This window comes from Halomonas sp. RT37 (assembly GCF_040070525.1).
GTDB classification, from domain to species: domain Bacteria; phylum Pseudomonadota; class Gammaproteobacteria; order Pseudomonadales; family Halomonadaceae; genus Halomonas; species Halomonas litopenaei.
On sequence record NZ_CP098827.1, the window covers coordinates 735420 to 752707 of the forward strand.

Genomic DNA, 17288 nt, shown 5'->3' on the forward strand with positions numbered 1-17288 from the left:
GCGGGCGTCCGGCTCCCTGCTCCGGTACACCCTGTCTATGATAATACCCATTCAATATGCACTAGTTTACCGAATCGATGTCGATCACTGGATCGAAGGCGAAGACCTCTTTGAAGGGCACAGGACGGCCCAGGTGATACCCCTGGCCATAGGTGATGTTGTAGGACGACAGCAGCGGAATCAGCGCCTCCTGGTCGACGAACTCCGCCACGGCCTGTTTGCCGAAGCCGGTGGCGATGTCGGACACCGCCTTGACGATGACGCGGCTGTCGGGATTGGTCGCCAGGCTGCGGATGAAGGAGCCGTCGATCTTGATATAGTCCACCGGCAACTGGCCCAGATAGTGGAAACTCGAGAAACCGACGCCGAAGTCGTCCAGCGCGGTCCGACAGCCTAGATCACGCACGCTCTGCAGCACCCCGCGGGCGGTGGAGAAGTCGGTGACGGCGGCGGTCTCGGTGACTTCCAGCACCAGATGATGGGGATCGGCCTGACTGACCGTCAGCAGGTTGGCCAGGTACTGCTTCAGCCCTTCGTCGTGGAGCGACTGTCCCGACAGGTTGACCGCCAGGCTGATGCCCTCGAGCCTCGCCAGGGCATGCACGCAGTGATGCAGCACCCAGCGATCGATGGCCACGATCTGGCCTGAATGTTCGGCCACCGGGATGAAGCGTGCCGGTGATATCAGGCTGCCATCGTCGTCGCGCATGCGCAGCAGCACCTCGTAGTGGCGGATCGAGCGATCCTCCAGCCGCACGATGGGCTGTACCATCAGCACGAAGTCACCCTCCACCAGGGCTCGGCGAATGCGGTCGACCCAGTAGACTCGCTCGTTGAGCTCATCCCGGGCGTTTTCCAGGGTGGCCAGCAGGTGCCAGCGCTGCAGGTTGCTGGCCTTGGCCTTGTACATGGCCACGTCGGCGCTGGCCATCAGGTCAGCGGGGGTGGCGCCCTCGGTGGGGAAGGGGACGATACCGATGCTCGCGGTGACCCGGTGGCGACGTCCTTCGGCGACGAACCCGAGGCTCTCGAACAACTGGTTGAGGTGCTGGGCGACGCGGATCGCGTGGTCGTCGTCGACCCCAGGCAGCAGCAGGGCGAACTCGTCGCCGCCGAGGCGCGAGATGACCCCTCGGTGGGCGTACTCCTGCTGCAGCAGGCGGGCCACGGTATGCAGCATGCGATCCCCGGCATGATGGCCGCTGAGCTCGTTGACCTCCTTGAACTGGTCAAGGTCCAGCAGCATGACCACGCCCTGCTCGTCACGGGCCAGGGCCTTGCGCAGCGACTCCAGGAAGAAGCGACGATTGTAGAGCTCGGTCAGCGGATCGCGCTCGGCGAGCCAGGTCAGTCTGGCCTCGGCGGCCTTGCGCTCGGTGATATCAAGTCCCACCGATATGCGTGCCAGGGAGGCTTTGGCACCGCTGTTCAGCGGGCTGTGGTACCAGATGATGGTGCGTGGCTCCCCATCGGGAAGGGTCAGGGTGCGTTCTTCCTGATGCAAGGGCTGGCTGGGCTCGCTGTCCCCCGGGCCTGCGCCGAAGATGTCGTCGAAACGACGCCCCAGCAGTTCCTGGGAGGGGCAGCCGAGCTGGTCCTTGAGGTAGTCGTTGACCATGTCGATGCGCCCCTCTTCGTCCAGCGTGAGGATATGCACCTGGGCGGTATCGATCAGATTGCTGACAAAGTCCCGCTCCCTGGCCAATTCATCGATACGACGTGCCAGCTCATCCCCCCGCTGAGCCACCTGGCGCTGCAGGCGCTCGAGCTTGTCGGCCAGGGTCAGGGTGCTGGATTCCAGCACGTCGATCTCGTCCGGCAGGCGACGTGGCGCCAGCGGCAAGGCTTCGCGCGCCTGGGAAAAGCCACCACTGGCCAGCGGCGGCAGCACCGAGGCCACCCGGCGCAGTCGAGCCATGGGACGCAGCAGGATCGCCAGCAGCAGGAGTTCGGCAGACAGCCAGCCAAACAGACTGGCCATCATCTGGGTCCGGGTATCGAGCTGGATGGCATGGATCTGGGTGGTGATGTCCGAGATCAGCACGAAATAGGCGGGTGCACGAGCCCCGGAGGACGAGGTCAGCGGGACGGCGGAAAGCTCCAGATGACGTCCCTGCTGTTCGAGGCGCAGGGGTTCCTGCGCCAATGCCTCGAGGGAACCTTTTCGGCTTGCCTGGTGCAGCAGCGGCAGGCTCTGTGAGGCGTTGGTCACCGCCTGTACCCGTCCCTTCCAGCCGTCCAGTCGACGTGGTTCAAAGGCGGCTTCGGTGGCGCTGGTATCGACGCTGATCAGGGCGACTTCGCTGGTGGATATCTCGCGAGTCTGGCGGGCGACGTCCGCCAATGAGCGAGACAGCAGCAGGGTGCCTGCGCTGCCGCCGCTGGCCAGTATCGGGACCACGGCATACTGGCGGCACTCGGGAGAGCACTCGAGCGGCGACAGGGGGAGCTCCCGGGACATGACGCTTTCCACCCAGCGCCGATAATGAGGCGGCGGCGACTGGCCTGGTTCGAGCCCCAGCGACATGACCGCACGGGTGCGATCATCGTAGACCAGCATCTGTTCGATGCCCGCCTCCAGCTGGAGCGAGGGCCACAGTGAGGCCAACGCAGGGGACAGCGCCTCGGGCGGTGACGGCGGGGCCCCCTGCTCCAGCGCAGGGCCCAGGTCGGGCGAGGCCGCGATCAGTCCCGCCAGCTGCTGCAACCCTTTTTCCGAACGGCGGATGGCGAACTCGAGCTCACGCTGCTGGCGCTCGATCTGCTCCTGGCGCGTGGCGGTGAACTGACGTGTCAGGTTGGTGTGAGACAGGTAGGTGAACAGCACTGCCAACGCCACCAGCAAAAGGCTGGTGAGGGTGACCACTCGCCATGTGAGGCCCAGGCGAAGGCGCTCGGGGCGTGACGGGCTGGTAACCGGCATCAGAACCTCAACGAGAGCTGGAAGAGCCACATGTTCCAACGTCGCTCGGTGTCTTCAGGATCTGGATTATCCTGAACCGGCAGCCAGGCGGTCCCGTCCACATAGTGATATTCGCCCGCCAGCATGACCCGTGAATGGGGCTGCCACTGTAGACCGAAGGTCCAGTCATTGGCGTACTGGGAGTGGGCCGGACCACGGCCTTCGCGTTCGTAGTCGGTGCCGTTGCGGTCGTCGCGGTCGTTGACCAGGCTGTCGTAGCGGACCAGCCAGCGCCAGTCGTCGAAGAAGCGCCGGCGATATTGCACGTACCAGCTTTCACCCTGGTTCTCGTTGTCCTCGAAGGCGTCGAAGCCGGTGAGGCTGACGTCGCGCAGCGCGTACTCCGCGGTCAGGCTCCACAGCTCGGCGTTGTATTGAGCAGAGAAGATCCACGGCTGGAAATCGAGCTTGCCGTCTCCGGGAAAGGCACCGGGGGAATCGTAGTCGGCCTTGACCGAAGCCGCGCTGACGGCAAATACCATGCGACCGCCGTCGTGTTCGTAGCGCACCTGGCCTACCGCCGAGGTGTCGGCGTCGAAGGAGCCGGGTAACACATCGAGACCCAGCACCTCTTCCACATCGTCATCCACCTGCGCCTGGCCGACACCCAGCTGGGCATGGATCACGCCGTTGTCGATGCGCTCTTCGTGGTAGAGGCTGACGCCGTCGGCAGACAGCCCCAGGGAACGGGTGCGGTCGAAATAGATCGACTGTGGCAGCAGAATGCTGGGGCGGGTAAAGGCCACGTCCCGGGTCTGGTTGTAGAAGCCGAAGGGATTCTTGAAGCGCCCGACCTGAATGCCGAAGGTGCGATCCCGGTCGGACAGCATCTGCCAGTCGACGATACCGTAGTCGAGTTCCACCGAACCGTTGTCGACCTCGCCGGCGCGCCGGCTCAGGGCCTGGGCGGCCAGCAGCAGGTTCTCGGTGGGTCGGATGGAGGCGTTGATGCCGAGCTCCGTGTAGTCCCAGCTGCCGCCACTATCGCTGCTGTCGCCGAACATGTTGTTGTCGTCGGTGATCACCAGCGCCTGGCTCAGAAAACCGTGCACCTGGAAGGTGTCCAGGGGGGACGCCTGTGCGGTGGACACCAGCAGCAGCGGCACCAGCAGCGAAGGCGCCAGCAGCCCCAGGCGGCAACCCACCGACCTAATCCCTGGCAATGGCTTGGACGCGCTCATCCAGATACTCCCTTTCGATGTAGCCGATGGCTCCGGGGGTGGTGGCCACCGTGTCGATCATGTCTTGCTGACTGCGCACACGATGTGGCGCCTGCCCGGTACCCGAAAAGACGATGCGGTCCCAGGCCAGCTGCAACTGGTGAGGATAGACAGACAGCCATTCCTTGACGAAGGTGGCGTGGACGGGGTCGTCACTGGCCAGGACGTACACCTCCGCGCCTTGCCCGCTGGGCCAGGTGCGCAGGCGCATGGCAAAGATCGCCCGCAAGGTATCGCGGTCGAGCTCGTTCAGGGCAAGGCCAGGATGAGAAATGACCACCACCTCGTCTGCGGTCTTTCCCCACGCAGCCGTGCTGGCCAGCCCTCCGGAGATCAGGACCGTCCAGATGCAGAACAGGAGGCGAAGAGATAACCGACGCATCAACGCAGCCTCTCTGCAGCCTCGATGGAGGACAATCGCCACCTGGAGAGTGGCATCCACTGTGTCATAGTGCTCCGGATTCCCTGCATGGCTTCCTTGCGACGTCGCATTTCTTGGGCTTGGCCGCAGAAAAACGCTCTTTATAGGTAGATAGCCAGATGTCGTTACGCATCAAATGCGCCCAGCTTGTGCATTAACAAGCTTATCCTAAGGTGAGTCACTGTGGGGGAAAAGAGAGGTAGTAAAGAGTTTATGCCACCAACGCAAGGCGATGTGGTGCTTGCGAAGGTGGCATGGCAGAGAGAGGGACGGCCGGGATTCAGCCCTGAATGGCGAAGCTGGCCTGGTTCAACCACAGGTGCGCCGCGACGCTGGCGGCGTAGCCCAGCGCGATCACCGGGGCCCAGCGCAGGTGGCCCATGAAGGTGTAATAGCCGCGTGCCTGGCCCATCAGCGCGACGCCAGCAGCGGAACCGATCGACAGCAGGCTACCACCGACGCCAGCGGTCAGGGTGATCAACAGCCAGTGGCCGTGGGACATCTCTGGCTCCATGGTCAGTACCGCGAACATCACCGGAATGTTGTCGACCACCGCCGAAATGACACCGAGCGCGATATTGGCCCAGGTCGCGTCCCACTGGTTGTACATCACGTCAGACAGCAGTCCGAGATAGCCCATGAAGCCAAGACCGCCAACGCACATGACGACACCATAGAAGAACAGCAGGGTGTCCCACTCAGCCCGGGCGACCCGGTTGAACACATCGAAGGGGACCACGCTGCCGAGTTGCTCGAGCTTCTTCCAGTCGCCCTTCTGGGTATAGACGGTGCGCTTGCGATCCAGCGACTTGGGCAGGCTCTTGCGCAGATAGAAGCCAAAGAACTGCAGATAGCCCAGTCCGGTCATCATGCCAAGCACCGGCGGCAGGTGCAGCAGGGTGTGGCAGGCAACGGCGGTGGCCACCGTGAGCAGGAACAGGACGATGATGCGGCGTGCCCCACGCTTGAGCTCCACCGTCTCCTCGAGGCTGTCCGGGGTGCGATTGTGGATGAAGAAGCTCATCACCACCGCCGGGACCACAAAGTTGATCAGCGAGGGAATCAGCAGTTCGAAGAACTCCTGAAATTCGATCAGGCCGGCCTGCCAGACCATCAGGGTGGTGATGTCGCCGAAGGGGCTGAAGGCGCCACCTGCGTTGGCTGCGACCACGATGTTGATACAGCAGAGATTGATGAAGCGCTTGTCACCTTCGGCCACCTTGGTCACCACCGCACACATCAGCAACGCCGTGGTCAGGTTGTCGGCGATCGGCGAGATGACGAAGGCAAGGCCGCCGGTGAGCCAGAACAGGGTGCGGTAGCTGAAGCCTTTCTGGACCATCCAGGAACGCAGGCCATCGAAGATCCGGCGCTCGTCCATGGCGTTGATGTAGGTCATCGCTACCAGCAGGAACAGCATCAGCTCGGAGAATTCCAGCAGCGTCATATGGAAGGCATGCTCGGCCTCATCCGGCATACCGGATTGCACGTAGGTCCAGCCGATCAGCGCCCAGATAAGGCCTGCCGCCACCAGCACGGGCTTGGACTTGCGCATGTGCAGCTTTTCTTCCGCCATCACCAGGGCGTAGGCCAGTACGAAGATGGCCACCGCCAGAAAGCCGGCGAAGGAGCCGGTGAGGTCGAGTTCTCCGGTCACCGCCTGGCTGGCTCCCGCCAGGGTGAGCCCCATCAGCAGCAGAGCGGCGAGGACGAGCCAGCGACCCGGTCGTCGTATCCTCTTGTTGTCATAATTATGCATGACGATGTCATCCTGAAAGTGAATGAGAAAGGGAGAAATCGACGTCGAGACTACCACAGCGTTTTGCACTGCAATATGCTGCCAAAGGCGCGCTGGAATGCACCTTTGGTAGGAGTAGTGAGGCCCTGTCCGGTTGTCGGGGCAAGAATCTGTGCTAGTTGATGCCGGCGGTGCTCATCTCGGCAGGTTCTGTGGCATCATGCTCGCCTGGAGAGCCTCCGGGAGCTCCATCTTCAGTTTCAGCCAGGCGCCTGTTCCATGTTTCTTGATGACTACCACTCCTGCGTCGATGATCGCATCGTGATTTCCGCTGACCAGGCGAGCCGCTTCGCCAAGTGCATAGCCGGCGACTTCAACCCCATTCACACACCGGGCGCACGGCGGTTCTGCGTACCGGGCGACCTGTTGTTCGCTCTGGTGCTGAAGCGTTTCGGACTGTCGCCGCACATGAACTTTCGCTTTCTCGCCATGGTGGGGGCGGATCGGGCGCTCAGTTTTCGCGAGGAAGGCGACCGGGTGATACGGGTGCTGGACGATGACGGCAAGTGCTATCTGGAGGTCGAACGGCGCGGAGAGGCGACCTTCGACGAGAGCGTCGTCGAAGCCTTCACGCGCTGCTACGTGGCGTTTTCTGGAAAGAACTTTCCTCACTACATGAAGCCGCTGATGGAAGACTGCGGTGTCATGTTCAATCCCAAGCGGCCGCTGGTGATCTACGACAGCATGGGCTTTTCGCTGACGCGACTGGATGCGCTGGAGCCGGCGTTACGGCTGCTGGATTCCCGCCTGGAGGTCATCGGCAAGCGCGGTGACGTGCACCTCGAGTTCGCCATCGACGCCGCTGGAGAAAGTATCGGTCATGGTGGCAAGAAGCTGGTGGTCAGTGGCCTGTGTCCCTATGACGCCGAGGCCATGGACGACATCGTCGACCAGTTCTACCAGTTGAAGCGGGATCACGCCGGCACTCCCTGCTGAGTCCGGGCCGGACCTGACGGCCGGCTGCTGGTATCGCCGGCGTCGGGAGCGACACCTTCTTCATGGGCAGGCACCTTTCGTACCCGCCAAGCCCTAGGCGCTGTCCGAAAAGTCGACGAGCGAAGGTTAGACAAGGCAAAAATCGGTGAGAAAGCGCAGTTTACGGGGTGTAAATGAGCATTTTGACCGGGCTGGCGCACCAGCCGATTTTTAACGCCGTATTACCGAGCGCAGGCACTTTTCAGACAAGCCCTAGCCCAGCAGCCCCCTGACCAGCCCCAACGCCAGAAACGCCAGCACCAGTGCCCACACCGGCAGCCGCTTCAGCAGCACGAATCCTGCCACCACGATCGCCACGTCGAGGGTCGAGACGATGGCGCTTTGCCACACCGGATCGATGAAGGCGGCCCCCAGCAGCCCGACCACAGCGGCGTTGGCACCGCTCATGGCGGCCCTCAGGCGAGGGCGACGGCCGAGCCGTTGCCAGGCCGGCAACAGCCCGATCACCAGCAGGGCCCCGGGAAGGAAGATGGCGACCAGCGCCAGGGCGCCCGCCCACACGCCGCCGGCAATGCTGCCCAGATAGGCGGCGAAGGTGAACAGCGGCCCCGGAACAGCCTGAGCGGCGCCGTAGCCAGCCGTAAACTCCTGAGTCGAGACCAGCCCGCGGCCGACCACCTCGGCGTCCAGCAGCGGCAACACCACATGGCCCCCGCCAAACACGAGTGCGCCGGCGCGATAGAAACCGTCGGCCAGCGTCGTCCAGGCGTTGGGCGAGAGCCAGTGCAGCAGGGGCAGCCCTCCCAGCAGCAGCGCGAACAGCACCAGGGCAACGGGACTCACCCAGGACGCCAGCGATGGTGCCGGCACGCCAGCGTCGTCGGTCGACGTTGGCGTCGCGCCTTCCAGCAGCAGGAGACCTGCCAGGGCTCCCAGCACGATGACCGCCACCTGGGCGCCGATGCCGCCGACGACCAGCATGATGGCAAGCGCCACCAGCGCCATCCCGGCACGCGGAAGATCCGGGCAGAGGCTGCGGGCCATGCCGGTCAGGGCCTGGGCGACGACCACCACGGCGACCAGCTTGAGCGAGTGGATCAGCGCTTCGCCAAGGGCGCCGTCCATGGCACCGGCACCATAGGCGAAAGCCATCATCGCCAGTGCCGAGGGCAGGGTGAAGGCGAGCCAGGCCAGCAGGGCGCCGACCAGGCCGCCGCGGATCAGTCCGATGGCGAGCCCCACCTGGCTGCTGGCCGGGCCGGGAAGAAATTGGCACAGCGCCACCAGTTCGGCGTAGGCGGATTCGCTCAGCCAGGCCCGGCGCTTGACGAAGACCTGATGGAAGTACCCCAGATGAGCGACCGGACCGCCGAAGGACGTCAGCCCGAGGCCAAGGAAGGTCAGAAAGATATCCAAGTGGCGTCGCGGCTGTTGTCGGAGGGGTTGTTGCGATTGTTGAGGGCTGTGTTCCATGACGTCACCGCGAGAAGTGGCAGTCCAGTCTGGCACCTCGAGGTGACAGTGAAATGAAAAGAGATAACGGAAGGCAGGTGGCATGGATAGGGGGCGTCATGCCCCCTCTCTGTCTGCGCTCTGTCTCCAGTCTATCTCAACTCAATCTCCGCTCTATCTCCAGTCTGGCCGACTAGCCCTTCGGCCAGGGCCTCATCCCACCAGTCAGCCAGCGCCGGTACTTTTCAGGAAAGCCTTAGGCGCTGTCCGAAAAGTCGACGAGCGAAGGTTAGACAAGGCAAAAATCGGTGAGAAAGCGCAGTTTACGGGGTGTAAATGAGCATTTTAAGCCGATTTTTAACGCCGTATTACCGAGCGCAGGCACTTTTCAGCCAAGCCTTAGCGCAGGTAGAGGCGGCCCTGTTCGTACAGACTGCGGCAGTCGCTGGCGTCGTGGAAGCGATCGGCTTCGATATTGCCGCTGGCAACCCCGGGGCCGGCGAAGCGAGGATCATCGCACTCACCGTCGTGGCTCCACTGGCTGCCGTCGTCGCCCCACTCGATCTCGCCACCGACGTAGCTGCTCGATGCGCTGGCAGAGGCGCCGGCCGACGCTGCGCTGCTGGTGGACAGCGACTCGGATACCACCAGGGTCGCGGGTGCCAGCTGGCCGCTGCCATCGTAGCTGCCGACCCAGACGTTGTAGTTGCCGCTGGGGGGCGAGGTCAGTACCACCGCCGGATCGGTGCCGTCGGCGTCATCGCTGCAGTGCCAGATGCCGCTGGCGTCGTAGACCACCAGGGTGGTATCGCTGGCCGAGGTGGCGGCGATCTTCAGCGGATAGCTGCCGGCGGTGTAGTTGATGTCCACATCCGGAGCCTCGGCGTTGACGAAGCCGGCGCAGTCGGCGCTGACCACACTGGCCCGGGTATTGCCGCCGGCCATCACGTCGAGGGTCTGGGGATCCGGCTGGAAGCCGGCGCTCAGGGTCAGGGTGGAATAGACCGGAGCGGCGGACCAGTCGAGCTGCTGGGCCACGGCAGGCTTGCTGGTGGACATGCCGGCGCAGGCGGTGGTCAGCAGAGGAAGCGCCAGAATGAGGGAGGTACGTGCGAAGGGGGGCATCGGATGTCCTTGGATGGCGACGGGGCGAATGAGACACCAGGTCAGTTGAACGAGGGGGCAGTCGAATGGACGGACGACATGACAAGAGCGACGCCCGAATTTCAGCGCACGCCCGGTCCTTAGCATAAAAAACCTGGATATCGGATACCACTTAATAAGCACTCACTGGCTCTGGGCGATAGTGCTGTGCTGAATCGGCGCATCAGGCTGAATCAGCAAAAAGTACGCTGAAAGTGTGTTCTACAGGCGTGGTACTGTGATTCATGGAAATTTGAGAGCAGGCGATGGCGTCGGGGGTCTTCGGAATGGGCCCGCGCAGGGCACCCGGGAATCCGGTTCGGTCTTCGCCAGCACTCGACGAGACCGTCATCTTCCCGACACGCAGAGGATGCTGCCGATGGATACCCCCCGTACGGAGCGAATCTCGATCTACCCCTTGACCACCCGCGTAAGAGTGGACGTCGAAGGCCAGGTCCTGGCCGACACCCTGCACGCGCTGGAACTCACCGAACCGGGCTACCCGCCACGTCTCTACCTGCCTCGCAGCGACGTCGACATGAGTCGTCTGGTAGAAAGCGACACCCGGACCCACTGCCCGTTCAAGGGTGACGCTCGCTACTTCCATGTGGAGGTCAACGGCCGCCGTTACGAAGATTCGGTGTGGAGCTACGAACAACCCCTCGATGGCGTCCAGGCGATCCGCGCCCACCTGGTATTCGATCCCAGGGTCGCGACCGCCAGCGTCGAATCCTGAAGAGGGGCCGCTTGGCGATAGAGAGCCCTGTCAGGCGGTCAGGCTGCCAGAAACTGGTCAGCACAGCTCCAGCGGCACTTCTTGGGCCTCGAAGGCCAGCAGCCATTGCTTGCGGCCCATGCCACCTGACGATAGAGAGCCCTGTCAGGCTGCCAGGAACTGGTCAGCACAGCTCCAGCGGCACTTCCTGGGCCTCGAAGGCCAGCAGCCATTGCTTGCGCCCCATGCCACCTGCATAACCCGTAAGGCTGCCATCACTGCCGATGACCCGGTGGCAGGGCACCACGATGGCGATGGGATTGCGTCCGTTGGCCGCGCCCACCGCCCGGTGGGCTCCCTTGCGGCCGAGTCCTTCGGCGATCTGGGCATAGCTTCGGGTCTCGCCGAAGGGGATCTCCGACAGCGCCTTCCACACCTGACGCTGGAAGTCGGTGCCCAGGGGATCCAGCGGCAGCGAGAAGCTCTGGCGTCGCCCCGCAAAGTAGTCATCAAGCTGTTCGCGGCAGGCGCGAGTGTGCTCCGAGGGGCGAGCCGTGATGGTCTCGGCACGACCGATGTCGATAAAGTCGAGTCGGGCGACGCCGCCAGCGGTAGCGGCGATGACGATGGCTCCCAGAGCGTCGACCTCGGGCGGATGGTAGACCTCGAGTCCAGCGAAGGCGTCGAGACAGGCGATGGGATCAAGGGTCGTTGTCATGGTCATGACTCCAGAGTTGCAGCAGCAGATAGCTGCGCCAGGGGCGGGCCTTGTCAATGTCGATGCCGATGTCGCTGTCGCCCCCAGCCAATGAAGGGGGGGACAGGACGCGTCGAATCACGGCGTCACCGGCGAGCCAGACATCGGGATCGCTTTCGCCCCTTAGACGGGCGTAGCCGGCGGTCCAGGGGCCGATGCCGAGAATGTCCTCCCAGTGCGGAGGCTTGCGCTCGTCACCTGCCACCGCCTCGGCCAGGCGTCGAAGCGTCTGGCGTCGGCTGTCGGGCATGCCGAGAAAGGCAAGCGGCGAGCCTGCCAGCGACGCCGCGCTCGGAAAGTGGCAGCCACCGTCCGGGGTCCTCTCGCCGAGGGCATCGACCAGCGTCTGGGTCAGGGCGCGCGCCTGGACGAGGCTGACCTGCTGGCCGAGTACGGCGCGAACGGCAGCCTCGAAGGGTGACCATAGCCCAGGCAGGCGCAGGCCTTCCACCAGCGGCAGAACGGGAGCCGCGTCGCGCAGGGTCGCGTCGATCAATGAGGGGGTAGCGTCCAGGTCGAGCATGCGCCGAATATTGGCGATGACGCCGGTCACCTGATTCAGATCGTCGATGACCAGTTCGACACGAAAGCCATGGCGTTCGGGCTGATGGAAGGCGGTGAAGTGCCCACGGGCGCTACGCCAGCGGAAACGTCGGCCGTAGTGATCGTCGCCGACCCACTCGAGACCGCGGATCGCTCGGCGAGCGAAGAAGTCGCGCAGCGTGGCGAAGGCGTAAGGGGGACGATAGCCGAGGGTCAGGCTCAGGCACTGGCCGAGCCCCTGCCCTGTGTCCTTGCGCGTGCTGGTGCTCGACACGCGCCGGCGGATATCACGGGGGCTGAGTCCGATGCGCTCGCGGAACACCTCGTTGAAGCGTCGTACGCTGCCGAAGCCGCTGGCCAGCGCGACCTCGCCGATGGTCAGGCTCGATTCATGCAGCAACTGTTTGGCGAACAGACAGCGACGATGCTGCGCATAGCCCGATGGCGAAATGCCCAGGTGGCGCTGAAACAGCCCTCGTAGATGGCGAGCTCCGATACCGAGCCGTGCGGCCAGGGCCTCGACCGAGTCACCATCCAGCGCGCCCTGGTCGATCAGCGCAAGCGCTCGCTTGAGGGTGGTGTCACTACCTTGCCAGGCAGGCGAGCCCGGGGCGCTGTCGGGACGACAGCGCAGACACGGTCGGTAACCCGCCTGGAGCGCGCCCAGCGCACTTTCGTAGTAGCGCACGTTGTCTTCCCGCGGCAGTCGCGCCGGACAGATGGGCCGACAGAAGATACCGGTGGTCAGCACCGCCACGAAGAAGCGACCGTCGAAGCGTGGGTCCCGGCTGAGCCGGGCACGTCGCAGCGTCGCGAGGTCAAGCGTCATGGGGTGGGATGCGCGGGCGCCTGATGCGTGGCCCGGGGCGCCTGGCTGGCGGGTGGCGTTCAGGTTGGCGGACGGCGCAGGCATGTCCCTCTCCCAGACGGTATGCTTGAGGACAAGTCTATCGCGTCCTTGTCCCCACAATGGCGGAAATCGGCACTCACTGGAAGATCGTTGTCCCCCCCGCACAGGAGAACCGCATGTCGCTACCCTTGACTCGCCACAATCGTCCGCGTCAGGTGCTTGACGCCATCGAGGCAGCCAATACCGGTCTCAGGGAAGACGACCGGCAGGCCAAGTTCGACAAGATCGCGGCCTCGCCCTACGCCTTCTTTCGAGGCACCAATCATCTGTACTGGGCCGATGTCTGGCATGACTGGCGCTTTTCGCTCTACGGCGGTCAGGTCGACACCCAGACCTGGTTGCAGGGTGACGCCCACGCCTTCAACTTCGGCGCCTATGGCCACCACGATGACCACGTGCGCTACGGCATGGACGATTTCGACGACTCGCTGATCGGTGACTATCAGTATGATCTCTGGCGCCTGGCCATCAGTCTGGTGCTGGACGCCCACGACAATCAGGGTCTTTCGCCCAAGGCGCTGCGCCGTGGTCTCAAGCACCTGGTGCTGGCCTACCATCGGGAGCTTGCCGACCATCGCCGAGGCGAGACCCCAGGGTACGTCAATGTGGAGAGCGCCAAGGGGCCGCTCAAGCCGTTCATGCAAAAGGTCGAGCGCAAGAAGAGTCGGGCCAAGATGCTCGACAAGTGGACCCGGCTCGACGATGACGGCCGCCGGCTCGAGCGTGAGGGCAAGCTGTCCAACCTGCCTGCCCACCTGGACAGCCAGTTGCGCAAGGCCATCAACGAGGAGTATCGCGATACCCTGAAAGGCGAGCGCAGCGAGTCCGAGGACGAGCACTTTCGCATCAAGGACACCGCGCGGCGTCTGGATGCGGGCACCGGTTCACTGGGACTGGACCGTTTCTACGTGCTGATCGAGGGTGGCAAGGACCACGAGCACGACGATGTCATTCTCGACGTCAAGGAGCAGCCTGGGCCGGCCGGACTGGTGCTGATGAGCGAGGCCGGCAAGCGCGCCTGGAAGGCGACCTTCCCGCATGAGGGCATTCGTCATGCCGCCGCTTTCCACGCCATCGCCGAACACCCGGATATCTACCTGGGCTGGCTGCACCTGGGCGACAAGGTGTTCTCGGTGCGCGAGCGCTCGCCCTACAAGGAAGACTTTCCTACCCACAAGCTGAAGGGCGGCAAGGACTATCGCCAGCTGGTAAAGCAGTGGGGTGGCATCCTCGCTCGCGAGCACCTGCGCGGCGCCGCTGCGCTGACGCCGGACGATCCGGGCCGTTTTGCCCGGGCGGTGGGCCGGCGGGTCGACGGTCACCTCGATCAGGTGGTCGAGATGGTGACCACCCTGGCGCACAGCTACGCGCGTTGTGTGGCCCAGGACCATCAGACCTTTGTGCAGTCACGCAAGGATCGGCAGTGATGCCTGGCCTGGCTCAGGTCTGCTCGCCCGGCTCCAGCGGCTCGCGGGTGGGGCCTCGATAGACCCGCGCCAGGGTCCGCGTCATCAGCTTGCGTGACAGACCCGGCACCAGGCGCATGCCAAGGGTGGCCAGGCGTGCCTGGCGGGTCGGCACGATCAGGTAGTCACCCTTGTGCAGTCCCGTGAGGGTATCGTCGGCGATGGCGTCCAGGCTGGCCTTGGGGATGGACAGGGTCTGGGCGCGATTTTCCGGCGTCCGGCCCTGTTCCAGGGTGTCGACCATGGGCGAGTCGAACTCGCCGGGGCACACCAGCTGTACACGGATGCCCTGGGGCGCGAGCTCGTAGTAGAGCGACTCGGTCAGCCCCACCAGGGCGTGCTTGCTGGCGCAGTAGGGGGTGTAGCCGAAGACCCCGGTCAAGCCCGCCACCGAGGCAATATTGATCAGCCAGGCCGCGGGGGCATTGCCCTTGTGTCCGTGCTGGCGCCCGCCCTGGGCCGCCAGAAACGGCAGCGCCGCCCGAGTGGCGTTGAGCGGGCCGAAGTAGTTGACCTCCATGACCTCGCGAAAGTCCCGCTGGGTCAGTGTCTCGAAGTAACCCTCGCGCATTACCCCGGCGCAGTTGATCAGACCGTCGATGGCGCCGCTTTCGGCGGCGATGGCGGCCATGGCCTCCTGCATCGCGGTTTCATCGGTGACGTCCGCCACCCGACAGTCGACCACCGCCGCCGGCGACTCGCCTCGCAGCGTCTCGAGCGCGGCAAGCAGGCGCTGTTCGTTGCGGGCCACCAGGGTGACCCGCGCGCCCTCGCGTATCAGCCGCTGTGCCAGCGCCAGGCCCAGACCCGAGGAACCTCCGGTGATGACGAAGTGACGATGTTCGAACATGGTGGCTCTCCAGCCGCCAGCCTGTCATGGCAGTCTGACAAGCGTGGCCTCTTGTGGATGGTGGTGGTCGACGGTGTGCCAAACGCTCTCGGTGATCAGGATGCCTGTCGCCAGCGACAGGGGATCGGAAAGGCCTCGAGGCGGGCCTTGAGAGAGGAGAGATCGACATCACCCGGCACCCTGATCTCCGCCACCAGGCCGAGGGTCGCATCCTGGCATGCCGTGATGCGTGCCACCCCGGGCCCCAGTTCGGCTTCGGCGATCTCGCCATAGACCCGGGTGACCGCGTCCTGTCGCAGGGCCGGCTTGAACACCTTGCCCACCGCCGTCAGTGGAATGCTGTCGAGGATCCAGATGTTCTTGGGGATGGCGGCCTTCTCGGCCAGGTGGGCCTGACAGTGGCTGAGCAGGTCGTCCTCGTTGACCTGGCGATTGGGCTGCAGGCTGACGTAGGCCACCGGCAGTTCGCCGACTCGGTCGCAGGGCTTGCCCACGGCAGCGGCCATCTGCACCGCAGGGTGGCGGTAGAGCGCGTCTTCGATCATCTGCGGATCGATGTTGTGCCCCCCGCGGATGATCAGATCCTTGGCGCGCCCGGTGATCCACAAATAGCCGTCGGCATCCTGGCGGGCCAGGTCGCCGGTGTTGAACCAGCCATCCTCGACCCAGATGTCGCGGTTCTGTTCGGGCCTGGAGTAACCGTCGAAGACGTTGGGGCCGCGGATCAACAGCGTCCCGATCTCGTTGACCTCACAGTCGCGCAGGTAGCGGTCCTGGTCGTCGAGGGCGACCACCCGGGCACCGGTATAGGGCAGCGCCAGGCCCACCGATCCGGTGCGACGCTCGCCTGCGAGCGGGTTGGCCATGCTGCCGCAGGTGCCCTCGGTCATGCCGAAGCCCTCGATCAGCGAGATGCCGGTCAGCTCCTCGAAGTGGCCGTGGACCGCCCGGGGCAAGGGCGCGCCGCCACTCAATGCACTTTCGAGGCTCGATACCTCGGCGTCGCCGAAGGGCACCTCGAGCAGGCGAGAGAAGATCGCCGGCACCGCACTGAAGAAGCTGACCCGGTGGCGCTCCATCAGCGACCAGAAGTTGTCGACCAGGCCGGGGCTGCGAAAGCCGCCCGGGGTGGCCAGCAGGATCTCCGCGCCGATCATCAGCGGCACCAGGCCGGTAATCAGTACGGCGTTGACGTGAAACAGCGGCAGGCCACAGAGGATCACCGCGTCCTCTCGGTGGCGAAACAGCATCTGCATCATCGCCGCGTTGGCCACCTCGTTGGCGTGGCTATGGGGTGCCAGCTTGGGCAACCCAGTGGTACCGCCGGTGTGGAACAGCGAGGCGCGCTCCTCGGGGCGAATCCTACGTTCATTGATGAGCCGATCGGCGGGGGCCCGATCGAGGCAACGGTCGAAGTCCTCGCACCAGTCGGCGGCGTCGGGCAGCGGCAGACGTTCGCGCAGAGCGCGGGCTTCGTCATCGCCGAGAAAGCGCGCGGCATCGACGTACAGCACCTTTTCGAGGCTCGGTACCCGGTCCTTGATGGCTTCCACCTTGTCCCAGATGTCGCTGCCCGGAAAGGGCGCCAGCGCCACCAGCACTCGGGTGCCGGCGGCGTTCATGATGCCGGCGATATGCTCGGGCTCCAGCATCGGGTTGATCGGGTTGACCACGCCGGCCGCCTCGCCGCCCCACAGGGTGAAGTGGGTCTGGGGCAGGCTCGGCAGCAGAAAGGACACCACGTCGTCAGCGTCCACGCCGAGGCGGTGAAAGGCGTTCGCAGCCTGCACCACACGGGCAAGAAACTCGGCGTAGGTGTAGCGCTGCCCCTGCTGCTGGGCCGTGGCGTCCATCACGAAGCGCAGCGCGGTGGCGTCGGGTCGGCGCCTGGCGCTGATCTGAATCAGCTCGAGGGTGCTGTCGGGCAGCTCCAGCGAGGCCCACGGGGTCGCCTCGATGACCTCGATGTCGGCGCGATCGCGAATCGCCGGAAAACGACTAATTCGCTCGAGATAGGAGGGCAGGGACGAGGCTGCGGCGGAAGCGGTGTCGATGGTCATCTTGGTTTCTCGAGGCGTCGCGGCGTCAGGACCAGGCGCGACAGCAGCAATCGTA

At 64.5% G+C, this 17288-nt stretch carries 13 protein-coding genes; 3 read left to right on the plus strand and 10 right to left on the minus strand.

The window, feature by feature from the left end; translation table 11 throughout:
* Window positions 1-61 precede the first annotated feature (61 nt).
* From NFG58_RS03375 to nhaD, 4 genes are all read right to left on the minus strand, one after another.
* On the minus strand, window positions 62-2923 hold the full coding sequence (locus NFG58_RS03375) for an EAL domain-containing protein (RefSeq protein ID WP_348827607.1): 2862 nt from the start codon (window positions 2921-2923) through the stop codon (window positions 62-64).
* On the minus strand, window positions 2923-4143 hold the full coding sequence (locus NFG58_RS03380) for a hypothetical protein (protein ID WP_348827608.1): 1221 nt from the start codon (window positions 4141-4143) through the stop codon (window positions 2923-2925). The genes NFG58_RS03375 and NFG58_RS03380 overlap by 1 nt, the downstream gene beginning before the upstream one ends.
* Window positions 4112-4624, minus strand: a complete 513-nt coding sequence (locus tag NFG58_RS03385; protein WP_231498441.1) for a substrate-binding domain-containing protein — start codon at window positions 4622-4624, stop codon at window positions 4112-4114. The genes NFG58_RS03380 and NFG58_RS03385 overlap by 32 nt, the downstream gene beginning before the upstream one ends.
* 259 nt (window positions 4625-4883) lie before the next feature.
* Window positions 4884-6362: a sodium:proton antiporter NhaD gene (gene nhaD, locus NFG58_RS03390; RefSeq protein WP_045991758.1), complete on the minus strand. Its 1479-nt coding sequence runs from the start codon at window positions 6360-6362 to the stop codon at window positions 4884-4886.
* Between the two features lie 258 nt (window positions 6363-6620).
* On the opposite strand from nhaD, the gene NFG58_RS03395 reads away from it, so the two are divergent.
* Window positions 6621-7337 (plus strand): DUF3581 family protein, encoded by a 717-nt coding sequence (locus NFG58_RS03395; protein WP_222568215.1) that lies wholly within the window; start codon window positions 6621-6623, stop codon window positions 7335-7337.
* Between the two features lie 252 nt (window positions 7338-7589).
* Here NFG58_RS03395 and chrA read toward each other — a convergent pair whose 3' ends face one another.
* Together chrA and NFG58_RS03405 are read right to left on the minus strand one after the other, a co-directional pair.
* Entirely contained in the window at window positions 7590-8753 is a 1164-nt protein-coding gene (gene chrA / locus NFG58_RS03400; RefSeq protein ID WP_308812407.1) for a chromate efflux transporter, read from the minus strand.
* A 435-nt stretch (window positions 8754-9188) separates the two neighbouring features.
* Window positions 9189-9914 (minus strand): hypothetical protein, encoded by a 726-nt coding sequence (locus NFG58_RS03405; RefSeq protein ID WP_052704305.1) that lies wholly within the window; start codon window positions 9912-9914, stop codon window positions 9189-9191.
* 397 nt (window positions 9915-10311) lie between these two features.
* Here NFG58_RS03405 and NFG58_RS03410 point away from each other — a divergent pair, with 397 nt between their 5' ends.
* Entirely contained in the window at window positions 10312-10668 is a 357-nt protein-coding gene (locus tag NFG58_RS03410) for a DUF427 domain-containing protein (protein WP_045992174.1), read from the plus strand.
* Window positions 10669-10831: 163 nt separating this feature from the next.
* On the opposite strand, the gene NFG58_RS03415 is transcribed toward NFG58_RS03410, so the two are convergent.
* A complete protein-coding gene (locus NFG58_RS03415) occupies window positions 10832-11365 on the minus strand; it encodes a methylated-DNA--[protein]-cysteine S-methyltransferase (RefSeq protein ID WP_108131303.1) in 534 nt (177 codons plus the stop codon).
* Window positions 11349-12860: an AlkA N-terminal domain-containing protein gene (locus NFG58_RS03420; RefSeq protein ID WP_231498443.1), complete on the minus strand. Its 1512-nt coding sequence runs from the start codon at window positions 12858-12860 to the stop codon at window positions 11349-11351. Before NFG58_RS03420 ends, NFG58_RS03415 begins: the two co-directional genes overlap by 17 nt.
* Before the next feature lie 113 nt (window positions 12861-12973).
* On the opposite strand from NFG58_RS03420, the gene NFG58_RS03425 reads away from it, so the two are divergent.
* Window positions 12974-14284, plus strand: a complete 1311-nt coding sequence (locus NFG58_RS03425; protein WP_045992173.1) for a DUF2252 family protein — start codon at window positions 12974-12976, stop codon at window positions 14282-14284.
* 13 nt (window positions 14285-14297) lie between these two features.
* Here NFG58_RS03425 and NFG58_RS03430 read toward each other — a convergent pair whose 3' ends face one another.
* Together NFG58_RS03430 and NFG58_RS03435 are read right to left on the minus strand one after the other, a co-directional pair.
* Window positions 14298-15173 carry an SDR family oxidoreductase gene (locus NFG58_RS03430; protein WP_108131304.1) on the minus strand — a complete coding sequence of 292 codons (876 nt, stop codon included), beginning with the start codon at window positions 15171-15173 and terminating at the stop codon, window positions 14298-14300.
* Between the two features lie 95 nt (window positions 15174-15268).
* On the minus strand, window positions 15269-17233 hold the full coding sequence (locus NFG58_RS03435) for an acyl-CoA synthetase (RefSeq protein WP_108131305.1): 1965 nt from the start codon (window positions 17231-17233) through the stop codon (window positions 15269-15271).
* Window positions 17234-17288: the final 55 nt, after the last annotated feature.

What these genes read in the sequence shown, in the direction of transcription:
- NFG58_RS03420 (WP_231498443.1), bottom strand. Translation starts at nt 12,860, where the DNA reads ATGCCTGCGCCGTCCGCCAACCTGAACGCCACCCGCCAGCCAGGCGCC.
- NFG58_RS03395 (WP_222568215.1), top strand. Translation starts at nt 6,621, where the DNA reads ATGTTTCTTGATGACTACCACTCCTGCGTCGATGATCGCATCGTGATT.
- NFG58_RS03435 (WP_108131305.1), bottom strand. Translation starts at nt 17,233, where the DNA reads ATGACCATCGACACCGCTTCCGCCGCAGCCTCGTCCCTGCCCTCCTAT.
- NFG58_RS03425 (WP_045992173.1), top strand. Translation starts at nt 12,974, where the DNA reads ATGTCGCTACCCTTGACTCGCCACAATCGTCCGCGTCAGGTGCTTGAC.
- NFG58_RS03415 (WP_108131303.1), bottom strand. Translation starts at nt 11,365, where the DNA reads ATGACAACGACCCTTGATCCCATCGCCTGTCTCGACGCCTTCGCTGGA.
- NFG58_RS03375 (WP_348827607.1), bottom strand. Translation starts at nt 2,923, where the DNA reads ATGCCGGTTACCAGCCCGTCACGCCCCGAGCGCCTTCGCCTGGGCCTC.
- NFG58_RS03405 (WP_052704305.1), bottom strand. Translation starts at nt 9,914, where the DNA reads ATGCCCCCCTTCGCACGTACCTCCCTCATTCTGGCGCTTCCTCTGCTG.
- nhaD (WP_045991758.1), bottom strand. Translation starts at nt 6,362, where the DNA reads ATGCATAATTATGACAACAAGAGGATACGACGACCGGGTCGCTGGCTC.
- NFG58_RS03380 (WP_348827608.1), bottom strand. Translation starts at nt 4,143, where the DNA reads ATGAGCGCGTCCAAGCCATTGCCAGGGATTAGGTCGGTGGGTTGCCGC.
- NFG58_RS03410 (WP_045992174.1), top strand. Translation starts at nt 10,312, where the DNA reads ATGGATACCCCCCGTACGGAGCGAATCTCGATCTACCCCTTGACCACC.
- NFG58_RS03430 (WP_108131304.1), bottom strand. Translation starts at nt 15,173, where the DNA reads ATGTTCGAACATCGTCACTTCGTCATCACCGGAGGTTCCTCGGGTCTG.